Source organism: Candidatus Marivariicella framensis, from assembly GCF_982709265.1.
Window position 1 is genome coordinate 28778 of sequence record NZ_CEXPNT010000011.1, and the last position, 18178, is coordinate 46955.

General features: G+C 29.1%; 16 protein-coding genes and 1 tRNA gene. 11 read left to right on the forward strand and 6 right to left on the reverse strand.

Translation table 11 applies throughout. The annotated features are described in order from the left end of the window. Positions 1 to 7: 7 nt before the first annotated feature. Positions 8 to 1183 carry a hypothetical protein gene (locus tag AC34EU_RS05315; RefSeq protein WP_489696095.1) on the forward strand — a complete coding sequence of 392 codons (1176 nt, stop codon included), beginning with the start codon at positions 8 to 10 and terminating at the stop codon, positions 1181 to 1183. A 3-nt stretch (positions 1184 to 1186) separates the two neighbouring features. Beyond that, positions 1187 to 1474, forward strand: coding sequence for a hypothetical protein (locus tag AC34EU_RS05320; protein ID WP_487534133.1), 288 nt, complete (start codon positions 1187 to 1189; stop codon positions 1472 to 1474). A gap of 32 nt (positions 1475 to 1506) precedes the next feature. Here the strand turns inward: AC34EU_RS05320 and AC34EU_RS05325 are convergent. After that, positions 1507 to 1579 (reverse strand) — tRNA-Phe (locus tag AC34EU_RS05325). A gap of 101 nt (positions 1580 to 1680) precedes the next feature. Here AC34EU_RS05325 and AC34EU_RS05330 point away from each other — a divergent pair. From AC34EU_RS05330 to AC34EU_RS05355, 6 genes are all read left to right on the forward strand, one after another. Then, the gene (locus AC34EU_RS05330; RefSeq protein WP_487534134.1) at positions 1681 to 2412 is read left to right on the forward strand and encodes a type III pantothenate kinase; all 732 of its coding nucleotides are present in this window, start codon (positions 1681 to 1683) and stop codon (positions 2410 to 2412) included. Then, complete coding sequence (gene bamG / locus AC34EU_RS05335) at positions 2409 to 3662, forward strand: BamG family beta-barrel-assembly machinery protein (RefSeq protein ID WP_489696096.1); 1254 nt, start codon at positions 2409 to 2411, stop codon at positions 3660 to 3662. Before AC34EU_RS05330 ends, bamG begins: the two co-directional genes overlap by 4 nt. Positions 3663 to 3675: 13 nt before the next feature. Further along, the gene (locus tag AC34EU_RS05340) at positions 3676 to 5061 is read left to right on the forward strand and encodes a hypothetical protein (RefSeq protein WP_487534136.1); all 1386 of its coding nucleotides are present in this window, start codon (positions 3676 to 3678) and stop codon (positions 5059 to 5061) included. After that, on the forward strand, positions 5061 to 5621 hold the full coding sequence (lptC, locus tag AC34EU_RS05345; protein WP_489666841.1) for an LPS export ABC transporter periplasmic protein LptC: 561 nt from the start codon (positions 5061 to 5063) through the stop codon (positions 5619 to 5621). Before AC34EU_RS05340 ends, lptC begins: the two co-directional genes overlap by 1 nt. A gap of 207 nt (positions 5622 to 5828) precedes the next feature. Continuing rightward, positions 5829 to 7103 (forward strand): hemolysin family protein, encoded by a 1275-nt coding sequence (locus AC34EU_RS05350; protein WP_487534138.1) that lies wholly within the window; start codon positions 5829 to 5831, stop codon positions 7101 to 7103. Between the two features lie 94 nt (positions 7104 to 7197). Next, positions 7198 to 9321 carry a peptidylprolyl isomerase gene (locus AC34EU_RS05355; protein ID WP_487534139.1) on the forward strand — a complete coding sequence of 708 codons (2124 nt, stop codon included), beginning with the start codon at positions 7198 to 7200 and terminating at the stop codon, positions 9319 to 9321. 1 nt (position 9322) lies between these two features. Here AC34EU_RS05355 and AC34EU_RS05360 read toward each other — a convergent pair whose 3' ends face one another. Together AC34EU_RS05360 and AC34EU_RS05365 are read right to left on the reverse strand one after the other, a co-directional pair. Beyond that, on the reverse strand, positions 9323 to 10219 hold the full coding sequence (locus AC34EU_RS05360) for a GYDIA family GHMP kinase (protein WP_489666844.1): 897 nt from the start codon (positions 10217 to 10219) through the stop codon (positions 9323 to 9325). Continuing rightward, positions 10220 to 11524: a hydroxymethylglutaryl-CoA reductase gene (locus AC34EU_RS05365; RefSeq protein WP_487534141.1), complete on the reverse strand. Its 1305-nt coding sequence runs from the start codon at positions 11522 to 11524 to the stop codon at positions 10220 to 10222. Between the two features lie 130 nt (positions 11525 to 11654). Between AC34EU_RS05365 and AC34EU_RS05370 the strand changes: the two genes are divergently transcribed. Genes AC34EU_RS05370 through AC34EU_RS05380 form a run of 3 tightly spaced genes read left to right on the forward strand, consistent with a single transcriptional unit; the run spans position 11655 to position 15946 of the window. Further along, complete coding sequence (locus AC34EU_RS05370; protein WP_489666845.1) at positions 11655 to 13817, forward strand: S9 family peptidase; 2163 nt, start codon at positions 11655 to 11657, stop codon at positions 13815 to 13817. Position 13818: 1 nt separating this feature from the next. Further along, positions 13819 to 15378, forward strand: coding sequence for a peptide MFS transporter (locus tag AC34EU_RS05375; protein WP_487534143.1), 1560 nt, complete (start codon positions 13819 to 13821; stop codon positions 15376 to 15378). A gap of 10 nt (positions 15379 to 15388) precedes the next feature. Next, positions 15389 to 15946, forward strand: a complete 558-nt coding sequence (locus AC34EU_RS05380) for a thioredoxin family protein (RefSeq protein ID WP_487534144.1) — start codon at positions 15389 to 15391, stop codon at positions 15944 to 15946. Positions 15947 to 15951: 5 nt separating this feature from the next. Here the strand turns inward: AC34EU_RS05380 and lpxB are convergent, their stop codons facing one another. Genes lpxB through surE form a run of 3 tightly spaced genes read right to left on the reverse strand, consistent with a single transcriptional unit; the run spans position 15952 to position 18116 of the window. Further along, the gene (gene lpxB / locus AC34EU_RS05385; protein ID WP_487534145.1) at positions 15952 to 17064 is read right to left on the reverse strand and encodes a lipid-A-disaccharide synthase; all 1113 of its coding nucleotides are present in this window, start codon (positions 17062 to 17064) and stop codon (positions 15952 to 15954) included. Position 17065: 1 nt separating this feature from the next. After that, a complete protein-coding gene (locus AC34EU_RS05390; protein WP_487534146.1) occupies positions 17066 to 17347 on the reverse strand; it encodes a hypothetical protein in 282 nt (93 codons plus the stop codon). Beyond that, positions 17340 to 18116 (reverse strand): 5'/3'-nucleotidase SurE, encoded by a 777-nt coding sequence (gene surE, locus AC34EU_RS05395; protein WP_487534147.1) that lies wholly within the window; start codon positions 18114 to 18116, stop codon positions 17340 to 17342. The genes AC34EU_RS05390 and surE overlap by 8 nt, the downstream gene beginning before the upstream one ends. Positions 18117 to 18178 lie beyond the last annotated feature (62 nt).

An 18178-nucleotide genomic window follows, 5' to 3' on the forward strand; every position in this document is an offset into this window, starting at 1 on the left:
TTTCATCTTGAAATATCTACTATTTATTTCTCTTTTATTCATCACTACTTCATCTCTTAAAGCCCAGAAAGAGGATGAAAAAAATTGGAAAAATAATTTGAGTTTTTCTGGATACGTTCGCTATATGAACTCTTCTTCGGTAATTAATTCGGATTCAATTATTGCTGATAATTTAATTCATAATCGTTTGAGATTTAAAATGGACTTCAATTCCAATCTAACAGGAGTTGTTGAGGTCAGGAATAGAGTGTTTTTTGGTGAAGCAACCAATTTAAATCCTGCTTTAGGTGAAATATTGAATAATGACATTGGAAACCTTGACTTATCCTTTATTCCTCATAATTCTAGAACTCTTGTAGTGAATTCAATATTTGATAGAGCATATATTAAATATTCATCTGAAAAATGGGAGTTGAGAATAGGAAGACAAAGAATTAATTGGGGAGTTAATTTAGCTTGGAACCCAAATGATTTATTTAACGCATATAGTTTAATAGACTTTGATTATCAGGAACGTTCCGGAGTTGACGCCATAAGGTTTCAATATTATACAAGTGATATGTCAAGTTTAGAATTTGCTTTTCAGCCAGGAAGTGATATGGATAGATCAATTTTTGCCGGTTTATGGAGGTTTAATTTATCTGGGAACGATATTCAGCTTCTTCTAGGTAATTATTATACAGACCTTGCTTTAGGGTTAGGTTGGGCTGGAAGTTTAAAAAATGCAGGCTTTAAATTTGAAAGTACTTATTTTATCCCCAAAAAAGATATTAATGATTCCTCTAATGTTTTAAGTACATCTATTTCATTTGATTACTCTACCAAAAAAGGTATTTATTTTAATTCATCAATTTTATATAATAGTAGTGGTAATAATAGAAATTCAAGTTCTGATAATTTATTTGGATCTTTTCTAAGTGATGTATCAGCTAAAAATTTAATGCCATCCAAGTTTACATACTTTTCTCAAATTAGTGGAAATTTCACTCCGGCAATAACAAGCTCCTTTACTGCTTTCTATATGAAGGGTGAAGAAATGATGTTACTAATGCCCTCCATAACCTATGAAATAAAAGAAAATATAGATTCAATGTTATTAGGACAATTTATATATAACAACCTGAATAGTAAAATTAACCCTATGGGTATTGGAGTTTTCGCTAGATTAGCATATAATTTTTAATAGATGGAGAAAGGCCTATTTATAATGATTTGTGTTTTTATTGTAATTATAATAATTCATTTTATATCACTAAAAACATATAAGCTTTCCAAAGTTGCTAAAAATAATTTGAGAAAAAAGTGGTGGTATTTTTATGGCTTTTACTTTATTGCGTATGGATTTTCACTTAATATTCAAAAAGGATTTGATTTAATTGGAATTGGATTTATAATTTTAGCAATATTTATATTGTATACAAATTATAAAGGAAAAATGGTTTCGTCTTGGGATGAAACAAGTAAAAAGCCTTGATTAGAATCTAATCAAGGCTTTTTTTTAAAATGTGGTACCTCCAGGAATCGAACCAGGGACACAAGGATTTTCAGTCCTTTGCTCTACCAACTGAGCTAAGGTACCGGATTTTAAAGTGCAGCAAATATAAAATGCTTTTTAGACTAGAACAAATCATTCCTTATAAAAATCTTTTGGTATTTTTGAATATTGTTTAAATAACAATTATGAACTTAGTTTTAGATATAGGAAATACCTTGTCAAAATATTCTGTTTTTGTATCAGATAAAATTATTGATCAAGGTACTTGGCAAAGTTTAAATATTATTGAAAAATTTAAAACTTGGAATAAAATTAATCCAGAGTGTCAGTCGATAATTGTCTCTGATGTTTACGGTGTTGATAATTCTATTTTTGAATCTATAGCTAAGTGCAGGCTGGTTTGGGTTTCCAGCAATATAAGTTTGCCATTCAAAATAAATTATAAAACACCTGACACACTTGGTTCTGACAGGATTAGCCTTATAGCGTCAGCAGTTATTAAATATTCACAAAAGAATTGTTTGATAATTGATTTGGGCACATGTATTACTTATGATTTCGTCAATGAATTTGGTGAATACTTAGGTGGTTCAATAAGTCCAGGTTTTTCAATGAGATATAATAGCTTGAATACGTTTACATCAAAACTACCCCAATTAGAATTCAATAAGCCAGATAATATCTCTGGAAATTCAACTGATAACAGCATTCATTCAGGAATATACTATGGAATACTAGCAGAAGTTAAAAATCAAGTAAGTCATTATAAAGAAAAACTTGAAAATTTAACAGTTATTTTAACAGGAGGGGATGCTGATAAGTTGGCAAACCAAATAAAAAATGTCATATTTGCCAATCACAATTTTATAGCTAAGGGATTACACACTGTTTTACAATTGAATACAGACGAATTTTGAAAAAAATAATTTATATTTTTTTAACTTTAATAAGTCTTTCATCTTTTGCTCAAGTTGGAACAGGCTCTCCCTATTCTTTTGTTGGCTTTGGTGAAACAAATTTCAGAGGAAATCACTTAAATAGAGCTATGGGAGGTATTGACGTGTATATAGACTCTATTCACCCAAATATAAATAACCCTGCAAGCTATGGTAAGCTTAAGGCTACAACATATTCTATTGGAGTTAATTATCGAAATAATATTTTATCTAATAATTCGGAGTCTCAAAAAGTCACAACTGCTTCTATTGATTACATCGGAGTTTCAATTCCTACAAAACGTTTTGGTTTTGGTTTTGGCATCCTACCTTTTAGCTCAGTGGGATATTTACTTCAAGAAGTAACCCAAACAAATCAAATAGATGCTATAAACAGATTTACAGGTGAAGGTGGAATAAATAATGCTTTTTTAAGTTTTGGATTTAAAGCACTCAAAGGTTTGAATATTGGCTTTACTACAAATTACGGATTTGGTGATATAACCTATAGAAAAACTCAAGTAATTGATGGTATTGAAAATGGCACATATCTGGAGAGTAATTCAAGTTTATCAGGAATAAAATTTAAAGCCTCTGCTAGCTTCACCCTTCCGATTAAAGAATTAGAACTTCATGGATTGGTTAGTTTCAGTCCAGAATCAGAACTTACCTCTCAAAATGTACAGATTGTTTATACAAGATCTTTATTAAATGGAGATCAGTTGGGAGATTTTGAAGAAACTGATTTAGCTTCAAGTGGTCTTGATAAAACTAAATTTAGACTTCCAACAACTTCATCTTTAGGGCTGGGTGTTGGAAAAGATAAAAAATGGTTTTTTGGTGCCCAGTATAATAAAACAAATAATAGCCGTTTCATAAATGAATTCATTAACCAAGCAAGCATAACTTATGAAGATGCATCAAGATTTGGAATTGGTGGTTTTTATATTCCTGAATTCAGTTCTATAACTTCCTACTGGAAAAGGATAGTTTATCGATTTGGTTATAGGTCCGAAAGCAAAGGTTATCAATTAAATAATCAGTCAATTAAAGAAAATGGTATTACATTTGGGTTTGGTTTACCTATGGCTGGTTATTCGAATACAAATGTTACTTTTGAAATAGGAAAGCTTGGCACAAAAAACAATAACTTAATAGAAGAAAATTATTGGGCAATTAGGATAGGCTTTTCGCTAAATGATGTTTGGTTTATAAAAAGAAAGTACAATTAATCTAAAAAAAGACATGAAAACTTTGAGATGCTTTTTAATAATATTTTCGTTAACTTTTAATTTTGCTAATGGCCAATCAAATGAAGAATGTTCAAATAATTTATCAATTTTTGCAGAATCAGCAAAAATTAAAAATTATGACGTAGCATACGATACATGGTTGTTGGTGCTTAATGAATGTCCAAAATTAAATTTAGCTATATACTCTTACGGAGAAAGAATTTTAAAGCATAAAATTAAAAATTCATCTGGCAGTGAACAGCAATCTTTCAAAGAAGATCTTATAGGGTTATATGATCAATGGATAATTAATTTTCCAAAAAGAAAAGGTGTAAGTAAAATTGGTAGTATACTAAGTACAAAAGCTCAAGCATTAATTGATTATAAAATGGCTGATGATGCTTCTGTTTATGCTGTATTTGATGAAGCTTATACAAAAGATTCTGCAAGTTTTACAAACCCCAAGGGATTATATAATTATTTTGATACTTTATACAAGCAGTATAAGGTTTCAAACCTAGTTGTTTCAACAGAACATTTGTTTAATAAGTATGAAGAAATTTCAGAAAAATTTGAGTTTGAGTCTACTAGTTTAGCAAAAAAATTAGATAAAATTTTAATTAAAGAAGATAATGGCGAGCCACTTACTAAAAGAGAAATAAAGAATAAAAGAGTATATAATGTAAACTCAAGGGCTATAGGTATATTATTATCAAATTTGGATGCAATAATTGCTATTGAGGCTTCATGTGAAAACTTAATTCCTCTATATAAAAGAAATTTTGAAGAAAATAAATCTGATCCAATTTGGTTAAAGCGCGCTGCAAGTAGAATGGATAGTAAAGAGTGTTCAGATGACCCATTATTTGTCACTCTTGTTGAGGCTCTTCATACTCTTGATCCATCTGCTGATTCAGCTTATTATTTAGGTTTATTAAATGATAAGAGAGGTAAAAGTTCTGAAGCTTTAAAATATTATGAAGAATCAATTTCATTAGAAGCAGACCAATATAAAAAAGCAAAAATTTTATATAAAATTGCTGTCAAATTTAAAAATAGTGGACGTAAACAATCTTCCAGAAGGTATGCGCAAAAAGCTTTAAAAAATCAGCCTTCAATGGGTCGTGCTCTTCTTCTTATAGCTAGTCTTTATGCGTCAAGTGCCAATGATTGTGGTGATAATCAGTTTAATAAAAGAGCAATTTATTGGTTAGCAGCAGATATAGCAACAAAAGCTGGTCGTGTAGATGGCTCAATAAAGAAATTAGCTAATAAAACTGCCTTGAGTTATATGGGTAGAGCGCCGAGCAAAACTGATATTTTTTCACAAGCAAACCAAGGAGCTAAAATTACTTTTAACTGTTGGGTTGGAGCTAGTGTAACTGTCCCAAAATTGTAATGATTAAAAAGTTTTTTAAAAAAATAAAAAGGGTTATTGTTTTGTCAATAACCCTTTTTTATTCCTGTTTAGATAATAATCAAGCACTTAAAGATATTAATTTATTTGAGCAAGAACCAATTGGAACAGCTTATGATATTAGAATGGTATATACAGACTCAATGAGAGTTTCGGCTATATTGACTGCTAGTAAACATATAGACTACACCAATTTATCTTTTAAGTATTCTGAATTTCCTGAGGGAGTTAAGGTAGTATTTTATGATCAATATGAAAATGAAAATGTAGTTACTGCTGATTATGCTATTTTGTATGATTCAACAAAATTAATTGATTTACAGGGCAATGTTTTGATAAAATCAAATAATGGAGCAGAATTAACTTCAGATCAAATTTTCTGGGACTCAAGTAATGATTGGATTTTTACAGAGCGTCCATTTGATTTTAAAGATTCAGATTATGAAATTTCAGCAACTAGATTGGACACAAATAAAGAATTTAGTAAATTTAAAACTGGAGAGCTTACTGGAACAATAGTAGTTAAGGATTCCGTAAAATAAAAATTTAAAAATGAAACGACTTCTAGTATCTGAAATTATATATTGGATAATAGCCTTAATGTCTATTTTTCAAATAATTCAAAATTGGAATTTTAATAAACAAAAAGCTTATATATTTATTTTTTTCGCTGTTGTTTCTGTGTTTATGGCTTTTTTTCGTAGGTATTTTCGTAATAAGTATTCAAAAAATAAACCGGATTAAATCTAATGATCATAACCGATTTAATAATTATTTTTTCATTATTACTTTCAGCTTTTTTTTCTGGATTAGAAATTGCTTTTGTTTCATCCAATAGATTGTTTTTAGAAATTCAAAAAAAACAAAAAGGCTTTAGTTCATTGTTATTAAAAAAATGTACAAAAAATCCTTCAAAATTTATTGCCACTATGTTAGTTGGAAATAATATATCGTTAGTTATTTATGGGATTTTTATGGGAGAGAGGATAGTAAGTATTTTATTTCCACAAATTAATAGTCAAGATAATATTAGACCAGACGTTTTATTATATCAAACCGTAATTTCCACTTTTATTATATTAATTACAGCCGAATTTTTACCTAAAGTTTTTTTTAGATTATACGCTCATAAGCTAATTACATTTTTTGCAATTCCAGCAGCAAGTTTTTTTTATTTATTTAGTCCAATTACTTCTTCTATAATGAATATGACTGACTGGATACTTAAAAATATTTTCAAAACTAAAACGGATAAGGTTCAATTATCTTTTTCGAAACTAGAATTAGGAGATTACATTGAAACTCAAATGGAAAACTCCAAAAATAATAATTGTATTGATCCTGAAATTCAAATTTTTCAAAATGCTTTAGATTTTTCTGATTTAAGATCTAGGGAGACTATGGTTCCCAGAACAGAAATAATAGCAGTTGATATCTCTACCAAATCAAACGAGCTAAAAGAAATATTTATCAAAACAGGGTATTCCAAAATACCAGTTTATAGAGGGACGATAGATAATATTGTTGGTTATATTCATGCATTTGAAATGTTTAAACACCCTAAAAAAATTGAAGATATAATATTACCTGTTTCATTTATTCCTGAACCTATGAAGATAAATAAGGTTTTAGAGCTTCTTTCTAAGCAAAGAAGTAGTATGGCAATAGTTTTAGATGAATATGGAGGAACATCTGGATTGATAACAGTTGAAGATATTGTAGAAGAATTGTTTGGAGAGATTGAAGATGAACACGACCAAACTGATCATATTGAAAGAATCATTTCAAAAAATAAATTTGAGTTTTCCACAAGACTTGAAGTTGATTATATTAATCAGAATTACCAATTAAATATTATTGAAAATGAATTATACGAAACCCTAGGAGGGTGGATTGTTTTTAATACTGCAGACATCCCAGACGAGCAAGAGATAATTAATATAGATAATTTTAAAATAACAATATTAGAGGCCTCTTCTACTAAAATCGAAAAGATATATTTAGAGTTTAATGAAGATATTTAATTTATCACTTGGATTGGTATTTTTAATATTTTAAATTTTTTAAAACCCTATGGATATCGTAAATTCGCAATCGATCTAAAATTAAAACATTATTATGGCTGTACTAGGACAAATCAGGCAAAGATCATTTTTTTTAATCATTGTAATAGGGATGGCTCTTTTTGCTTTCGTTATCTCAGGCGTTTTCACAAGTAGTCTTGATAATTCATCGCCTTCAGAGCCTATTGCTATTGTTAACGACACAGAAGTTGATATAGAACTTTTTAGATTTAATGTTGAACAAACGGAGCGAAGTTATAACTATACAACTCTTCAAGCAGTTTCAGCAGTTTGGGATCAAACAATAAGAAACACTATTTTGAATCAAGAATACAAAATTCTTGGAATTGATGCTGGGAAAGCTCAATTAGAAGAAATAATCAGTTCAAACAATGCTTTTTTGAATGATAGTCGATTCTTAAATGAATCAGGTTTCTTTGATTTTGGATTATTTACAAATTTCATAATTTCTATGAAAACTAATAATCCTGAAGGTTATGAAAACTGGAAGTCTCAAGAGACTAATTTAATTGCTTTAGCAAAAGAAAAAATTTATCTTGATTTAGTTAGATCAAGTGCAGGTTTTACTGACTATGAAGGAAAAGCTGCTTATCACATTGAAAATGACCAAGTTTCTATTGAATATGTTCAACTTCCTTATTCTCTAATACCAGATAGTTTAATTATAATTTCTGATAGAGAAATAAAAAAATACATATCCAATAATTCAGATAAATATAAAAGAAATCCAAGCAGATCAATCAGGTATGTTTTATTTAATGAAGAAGCAACTGAGCAGGATTTACTAAATCAAAGAATGAACCTAGAGTCTATTATTGAAAATAAAATAGAATATAATGATGTTTCAAAGCTAAATGACACTATAATTGGCTTTAAAAAGGTTGTTGATGTTTCTGATTTTGTAGCTCAATATTCTTCTGAGGTTTTTGATTCGGTATATAAACCAAAAGGACAGTTATCATCTGAATATTCAGAAATTTTATTTAACCTTTCAGAGGGAGAAGTTTTTGGTCCATATAAAGATGGGGAGAATTTAAAAATTTCCAGAATAATAGACAGAAAAAAGGGAGGTTCAATTCGAGCAAGTCATATTCTTATTGCTTATCAAGGAGCTGAAAGATCTAATTCTTCAATTGGTAGAAGTAAAGATGAAGCTAAAAAGAAAGCCAATACTCTTTATAAAAGAATACGAAGAAACCCAAAGCTTTTTGAAAAATTAGTTAATGATAATTCAGATGGACCATCAAATATTTTAGGTGGTGATGTAGGTTTTTTTCAAGAAGGTTATATGGCTCAGGAATTTTATGATTTTGCAAATAGAAACAGAGTAGGAAAGATTGGCTTAGTTGAAACTGAATTTGGTTTTCACGTTATAAAGATTACAGAAAAACAAGATATTCTTTTAACAGCTGATATTGTTCAACCAATCATACCTTCTGAATCAACTTCTAATGATATTTTTAAGTCAGCAACAACATTTGAAATGGAGACAATAAAGGCTGATAAAAATGATTTTTTATCGATAGCTGAATCGCAGAAATTTATCGTAAAACCAATAGATTATGTTAACATGCTTGATGAAAATCTCCCAGGTTTATTCAGCCAAAGACAAATAGTTCAATGGGCATTTAATTCAGATTCTAAGGTGGGTGATATTAAAAAATTTAATCTTTCTTCAGGAGGTGGTTATGCTGTAGTTCAAATTTCAAAAGCAAGAGATAAAAATATTGCTGATATTGAAGAGGTTAGGGTAGATGTTTTTGAGAAATTAAAAAATGAGAAAAAAGCCGAATTGTTAAAAACTCAATATAATAGTTTAGGTTCTATTGAGGAGCTTTCTCAAACATCAAACACTGAAATTCAATCGGCTTCTGCCCTTACTCAATTAAATGCAGTTTTAGTTGGAGCAGGTCAGGAACCATACGTTATAGGAGCTGCTTTCTCCCTTGATGATAAACAAACATCTGGTCTAATTAATGGCTTAATGGGTCTGTACAAGATAAAATTGATGAATAAAAATATTGCCGTTGATTTAGCAAATTATTCTGCTTACTCTCTTTCACTTAAGAATGCTGAAAATTCCAGAATAAACTCAGCAATTTTTGAAGCATTAAAATCAGCTGCTTCAATTGAAGACAATAGACCACTTTATTATTAGTTTATAGTAAAAAATCATCAAAGCTGAAGCTAATATTCATCCCTTTTTTCTTGAAGTATTCCATTGAATTTTCTGGTCCTATTGCTAAAAAAAAATCACCACCCCACGCACCAAGACTTTTAATAACACCATTGTAATCAGGAAAGTTTTTAATGAGTGGATTTGTTTTTAATAATTTACTTATAATTGCTTCATGAGTATTAATTAATTTAGAAAACTCATCTATACTTGAGCAAAGCAATAATTTATTACTAATCATTGAAACTTCATCTATAATTGATGATCCAATATATGCTTTATTTTGGAAGTCAAGTATTGATTTTTGACTGTTTTGCATTTTATTTTGATAAATAAAAAATAAATTATCTTTAAATTTTGGATTAAAATTTACTGGTTTAATTACTTGCTTATTAGAATTTGATGAAAATAATATTGGAGAATTATTTGATGCACAAGCAATATCATAGCCACTGCCCCCAAATGTTTTTTTTAAAAGATCGTATGGATTAATTTTTGCCCATTGAGCTATGTTGTTTATTAAAGTTGAAGAACTGCCTAAGCCCCATCTAAAATCAAAATCAAGAGTTGTTTTTATTGTTTTTCCCGAAAGCAAAAACTCTGGATTTAATTCTCTCACAATTTTTAATATTCCTTGAAGTCTTTTCGCAATTTTAGGTTCATTAGTTTTTAAAATAGTTAAAGAAGCATTTTTAAATATACAATTGAACCAAATTTTTTTGTTAATATTAAAGCTAATCCATTCTATAAAATTATCATCTCGATTATGAACTGTTAAGCTTTGTCCCATTTTTGTTGGAAGACCAATAGCCTCTGCTCCGTAAAGAACAACATACTCTCCACTAAGTAAAACTTTACCATTACTATAAAAATTAGTCATTTATAATGATTTTAAAAATTTTTCAACTTCATTATGGCTTACTGTATTTTTTTTGAAGTATTCGATTGCTTTTATCTTTTCATCTTCTTTAACTTCCATTTGATTTAAAATATTCAATAAATGCATTTTCATATGGCCTTTTTGAATACCAGAAGTTATCAATGAGCGAATAGCCGCAAAATTTTGTGCAAGCCCAGCAACTCCAATAATTTTCATTAATTCTTTTGAATTAGGATTTTTTAAAAGCTCTAAGGACCATTTAACAAGAGGATGTAGGTTAGTTAAACCTCCTACAGTTCCAACTGACAAAGGTATTGTCATTTCTAAGGTAAAGATGTTGTTTTTAATACTAGCCTTGGTAAGACCGCTGTAAGTTCCATTTCTCGAGGCATACGCATGAACCCCCGCTTCAATAGCACGAAAATCATTCCCTGTAGCTATGGCTAATGAATCTATTCCATTCATTATTCCTTTATTGTGAGTAACCGCTCTATATGGATCTATTTCTGAAATCTTAACTGCTTGAATAAATTTTTTCGCAAACTCATTTGCTGAAAAGCCACTGTTCTCATCAAGATCACTTACAGGGCAACTCACCCAGACTTTAACTAAGCAATTAGGGACATAATTAGATAAAATACTCATTATAATATCTAAATCATTTTCATCAATTAAATTAGATTTTAAGGATAATTTTTTCATGGAGTTGGCTATCTTTTCCAGACATGAATTTATAAAGTTTGCACCCATTGAATCAACAGTATTAAACCTTATGTCAATCTGAAAATAATTCTCTAGGTCATTTGTTTTATCATTTAATTGAATTGACAATATCCCTCCTCCTCTAATTCTCATATTAGAAGTAATTTCATCACATGATTTTAAAAAAGTATTTTTATTTTCTTCAAAAAAAGTATGTAAATTTTTCTTTTTACCCTTATGTAAAAAATGAATGTGACCAACTTTTTCAACATCTAGAACTTCAGCATGAAACCCCCCTCGTTTTGACCAATATTTTGCAGAATTTGCAGCTGCAGCAACAACTGAGCTTTCTTCAATAACCATTGGTATAGTTACACTTTTATTATTTATTACAAAATTAGGAGCAACACCCAAAGGCATATAAAAGTTACTTAATGTGTTTTCAATAAATTCATCATGTTTTTGTTGAATTTTATGATTTGAATTCCAGTATTTACTGAGTTCTAATTTAGCTTTATTAGGGTCTTTAAAAAAAGATTCAGTTATCCACTGTATTTTTTCACTTTTACTTAGTTTAGAAAACCCAGAGACCTCTTTTTTCATTTTCTCGTTTTAATATTCAAAGATATGTATTTTGATTTCTAATATTTTTGAAATGATTTTTAAAAACCATCTAATTTTCCTTATTTTCGGATATTAAATCATAGAAACATTATTTATTTAAATTTAATAAATGAAAAAACAATTACTTGCTGTATTTATTTTTATCACCTTCTTATTATCGGCTCAGAAACAGTTACATGTGAATGAAATTTGGGAAGATGAATTTTCTCCAAATCGAATGGAATCTTTAAAATCAATGAAAGATGGAAATCAATACACTATTATTGATATTGACATGAACAATAGTGAATCTAAAATAATTTCACGTCATTACGATTCTTCTAAAAATGAAGAAATAATACTTAGTTCCAAGAATGAATTACTAATTCCTTTTTTTACTAATTATAAATTTTCTAATGATGAGCAAAAGATATTAATAACAACTCAAGAGGATAAAATATATAGGCGTTCAAAAAGAGGTGTTTTCTGGGTCTTTAATAGACTAGATAAATCATTAAAAATGATTTACAATAAAAAAATTCAAGAACCTCATTTCTCTCCTGATGGTGAGAAAGTCGCTTTTGTTTTTAATAGAAATCTTTTTATTAAAAACTTAATAAATAACACTATTATTCAAATAACCCATGATGGTGACGGACAAACCATTAATGGAATAACAGATTGGGTTTATGAAGAAGAGTTTGGATTTGTGAAAGCATTTGAATGGAATTCTGATAGTTCAAAAATAGTTTTTATGCGCTTTGATGAATCTAATGTTCCCTTGTTTTCAATGGATATATATGGAAAAGATTTATATCAATACCCCTATAAATTTAGATATCCAAAAGCAGGGGAGTCAAATTCAAAAATATCACTTCATCTATTTGATTTAAAAAACAACAAAAAAACTTCAATTGTATTAAATGAAAATTTAAATCCATATTATATTCCAAGAATTAAGTTTACAAATGATCCATTCCTTTTAACTATTCAAACTGTTAATAGAAAACAAAATCATTTGAAACTTCATTTATTTAATTTCAAAACGAATACCAGTAAGATTTTAATTGAAGAAAAATCTAAAACATATGTTGATGTAAAAAATGACTTAAATTTTTTAGATAATAACAACTTCTTTTGGTTGAGTGAGAGGAATGGTTATAATCATATTTACCATTACAATAATAAAGGAAATCTTCTTAATCAAATTACTGGAGGAAACTGGGAGGTTACAACTTTATATAAATATAATCCTAAAACAAAAGAAATTTATTTTGGAGCTGCAAAATCATCATCAATTGAAAGAGGTGTTTATTCTGTTGATGTCAATGGGAAAAATCTAAGAACACTTACTCAAGAATCAGGGTATAATGGGGCTACTTTCAGTTCTGATGGAAGTAAATTTATTCACACCTATTCTGATGAAAATACTCCACCCATATATTCTTTGAGGTCATCTGAAAATGGATCCATAATTAGAGTTCTTTTAGATAATATAGATTTAAAGAATAAATTAAAGGAATATAACCTTCCAAATAAAGAATTTACAAAATTAAGTATTAATGGTCAGGACCTTAATACGTATTTTATAAAACCTAAAGAGTTTGATCCATCAAAAAAATATCCTTTGTTACTTTTTCAATATTCTGGACCGGGATCACAACAAGTAACTAATAGGTGGGGAAACAATAGAGACTTGTGGCATAAAATGCTAACTCAAAAAGGTTATGTTATTGCTTGTGTTGACGCAAGAGGAACAGGTTTTAAGGGAGAATACTTTAAAAAAATGACATATATGAAGTTAGGTGAATTAGAAACTCAAGATCAAATATCTGTTGCAAAAAAACTGTCTTTACTTCCATACATAGATGAAAATAGAACCGGAATATGGGGGTGGAGTTATGGAGGACATATGGCTACAAATTCATTGTTATTAGGTAATGATGTTTTTGAAATGGCTATTGCTGTTGCGCCTGTTACTAATTGGCGATTCTATGATACTATATATACTGAACGCTTTATGAGAACTCCTCAGGAAAATCCTGATGGTTATGACTTAAACTCACCAATTAACTATGCAGATAGATTAAAAGGAAAATATTTATTAATTCATGGCTCAGGAGATGATAATGTTCATGTTCAAAACTCTATGAGAATGATTCAAGCTCTTATTGATGCTGATAAACAATTTGAATGGATGATTTATCCTGATAAAAACCATGGAATTTATGGGGGAAATACGCAAAACCATCTCTATTCAAAAATGACTAATTTTATTTTAAATAATTTATAATATGGATTATACATACAATGGTAGTGAGCTAAATCAAAAAACAATTCTTGGACACCCATCTGGGTTGTATGTATTATTCTTTACTGAGATGTGGGAAAGATTTTCATACTATGGAATGAGAGCCATTTTGGTGCTTTTTTTAGTTTCATCTTTTACCGATGGAGGATGGGGGTGGGAGAGGAGTGAAGCGCTAGCGTTATACGGGGTATACACTGGACTTGTATATATTACGCCAATTTTTGGCGGTCTAATAGCTGACAAGCTTTTAGGCTATAGAAAAGCTGTAATCATGGGTGCATTTGTTATGACTCTGGGACATGCAGCTATGGCGTTAGAAATTTTTAATGACTTCTTTCTATACCTCGGTTTAATTTGTTTAATAATAGGTAATGGTCTTTTTAAACCAAATATAAGTTCAATTGTAGGACAATTGTATAAAACGGAAGGCCAAGATAAGGACGCTGGGTATACAATTTTTTATATGGGGATTAATTCAGGGGCATTTTTAGGAATTTTACTTTGTGGGTATATTGGAGAAAATATTGGCTGGCATTATGGGTTTGGATTAGCTGGGATTTTTATGTTTTTGGGCATGTTACAATTTTATTATGCTCAAAAGATATTTGGTTCAATAGGTGTTCTTAATAAGTCTAACTCATCCGATGACTCTATTGATAATCTTTCAGAAATTGATGAAAAAGTTTCTTCAAATATTATATTCGATAGACTTTTAGTCATTATTATTTTCTCTTTTTGTGTAATCTTTTTTTGGTGGGCCTTTGAACAAGCTGGTGGATCAATGACAATTTTTGCAGCTGATTATACAGATAGAACTTTAGAAGGTAATGGAGCTTTTATTTTTAAAATTTTTAATTCAGTAATTACTATAGTTCCAATGATGATAATAAGCTATATTATTTATTTACTTAGCTTGAACACCTATTCTACTTACAAACTATCTAGTGTTTTTTTAATTTCAAGTTTTTTAATTATTTGGTTTATTATAATTTGGATGCTAGATAGGGAATTTAACAATCAATCTACTGAGGTTCCAGCTTCTTGGTATGGGATTTTAAATTCGTTTTATATTATAGTGTTTGCTCCTCTTGTTTCTAAAATTTGGCAAAGTAAGTATAATGTGTCTGGACCTTTTAAGTTTGGTTTTGGACTTATTTCATTAGCAATTGGATTTGCAATTTTAGCATATGGTTCAATTAATATTCCATTGGGCGCAAAAACAGCATCTGTAAGTATGATTTTTTTAATTCTAGCTTACTTTTTTCATACTATGGGAGAGTTATGCGTTTCACCAGTTGGGCTATCATATGTGAGTAAGTTGGCGCCAAAAAATCTTGTAGGATTAATGTTTGGAGTTTGGTTTGTGGCAAACTTTATAGCAAATACGGCCGCAGGGTTTACTGGAAGTTTTATAGATCCAATTGTTGAAGTTTATGGAATGAGTATTTTTTTCTTAATTTTCACAATAATACCAACTGCAGCAGGAATAGTTATGCTCATAGCAAATAAAAAAATAGTTAAAATGATGCACGGAGTCAAATAAGGTTAATCAAATGGTTTTAAAAAAAATTTTTTTATTTCTTTCTTTTTTTTGTTTCCAATCTATTTTAATTGGACAGAAGATTAATTGGATGAGTTTGGATGAAGCATTAATTGCTCAAAAAAATGAGCCTAAAAAAATATTAATGGATGTTTATACTGTTTGGTGTGGGCCTTGTAAGTTAATGGATAAAAAAACTTTTACTAATTCAGATCTTGTGACATATGTAAATCAATATTATTATGCTGTTAAGTTTAATGCTGAGGGAAATGAAAAAATTAGTTTTTTTGATAATATTTTTCAAAACCCAAACTATGATGAAACAAGAAAATCAAGAAGAAACAGTACTCATCAATTTACTCAGTTTTTAGGAGTAAAAGGATACCCAACTACTGTTTTTCTAAGCGAACAAGGAGACTTAATAACACCTGTTGTAGGGTATTTAAATACTCATCAAATGGAATTATATTTAAAGATGATTAAGCAGGGAGACTATCAGGTTTTTTCTACTGCTCAAGATTTTGAAAATTATAAGAAGTACTTCCGTTATAAATTTAGAATTAAAGGGTGATATGTCTATTTAGATATACTTTCAAATATTAAATTAGAGGTTATTTTACTTGCTCCACCTTTATCTAGAATTTGATACAATTTTTCGTAATCATTTTTAATTTGATTAGCATTTGATGTAGCTAAAATTTTATTAAGAGAATTAGCAATTTTCTTAGAATTACAATTACTCTGAATAAGTTCTTCAACCACCTCCTTATTCATGATAATATTTACTAATGAAATATATTTCAGTTTAACTATCTTTCTAGCAATAAAATAACTTATAAAGCTGCTCTTATAACAAACAATTTGAGGTGTTCTTAGCAGAGCCGTTTCTAAAGTAGCAGTTCCACTAGTAACGACACATGCTTTAGAAAGTTTTATAAGATTATATGTTTCATTAAAAATTACAGGTATTGAACAGTTTTTAAGAATTTCATCATAGTCTTTCATTTCTCTTCCAGGAGCTCCAGCAATGACAAATTGGTATTTTGGAAATTGATTTTGAATTTTAATTAATTCTGGTAAAATTTTATTTATTTCTTGTTTTCTACTTCCAGGTAAAAATGTGATTATAGGCTTATTTGAAGCTAGTCCAATTTTACTAATAATTCCATATTCTAAAGTTATCTTTGGAATATGCTCCATTAGTGGATGTCCAACGTAGTTAACTCGATAGTTATGTTTTTCTTCAAAAAAAGCTTTTTCAAAGGGTAAAATAACATATAAAGAGTCAATATTTTTCTTCATTGAATTTACTCTGCTTTCCTGCCAAGCCCATACTTGAGGACTTATATAATAATGATTTTTATAACCATTTTTTCTTGCCCATTTAGCAATTCGCAAATTGAACCCTGGATAATCTATATAAACAATAACATCTGGTTTAAAATTATTTATATCAATTTTACAGAATTTCAAATTTTTAAAAATTTTTAAAATATTTATTAAAACTTCCCAAAACCCCATGAAAGACAATTCTTTGTAATGTTTTATTAAGTTTCCACCTGCATTTTTCATTAAATCCCCACCCCAACAGCGAATATTAGCATTCTTATCGGATGATTTAATTGCTTTAATTAATGAGGCTCCGTGAAGGTCTCCAGAAGCTTCTCCAGCAATAATATAATATTTCATTTTATAATATTTTTATACCAACGATTAATAGAACTATAAACAATGATATTATTACCAATCCAGTAGCGAATGAAATTTTATTTTTTTTTATTGCTAATAAAAAAATAAATAGATTAACTATGGCGCCTAAGCTAATTAAACCTCCAAGCTTTTCTTGATGATACATTTCCTTCCAACTATCTTCAACAGGTAAATCAGATAAAATTAATGTTAAAAATATTATCAATGAAGAAGTGGCTAAAGCCCCTGTTATAAAACCAATAAAAATTTCTTTTTTATCCAAAATCCCAAATATTTAATTCTTGAATTACATGATGAGCAGTAAAATCGTATTGAACTGGAACAATTGATACAAAATTTTTATTTAGTGCCCACTCATCTGTATCTTCACCTTTATCATCATTGATGAATTCACCTGTAAGCCAATAATATTCTTTACCCATAGGGTTTGTTCTCTTGTCAAACTTTTCTATCCAATGAGCTTTTGCTTGTCTACAAATTTTAACACCTTTTAAGCTTTCTGGAGAATTGACCTTAGGCATGTTTACGTTTAATACTACATTCTTTGGAATTCCATTTTTTAAAGCATTTTCAGTAATACTCTGTATTATTGGCTTTAGTGGTTCAAAGTTGGCTCCCAAACTATAATCTAATAATGAAAATCCTATAGCAGGAATTCCAGCTATTCCGGCTTCTAAAGCAGCACTCATGGTTCCAGAATAAATTACATTAATTGATGAATTTGATCCATGATTTATTCCCGAAACACAAATGTCTGGCTTTCTGTCTAATAATTCATTAACAGCAAGTTTTACGCAATCTGCAGGAGTTCCAGAGCAACTGTATTCTTTTTGAGGTCCGTTGTCTATCTTAATTTCAGAACAATGAAGAGTTGAGCTTATAGTTATTGCATGTCCCATTGCAGATTGAGGACTGTCTGGTGCTACAACAACAACTTCTCCAATTTGATTCATCACATTTATTAATGATCTAATACCAGGAGCAGTTATTCCGTCATCGTTTGTTATGAGTATTAGAGGTCTTTTTGACATTTATTTTATTTTGATGTAAAATTACTAAAATTTTAAGGTCTTAAATGATAGAATTATTTTAA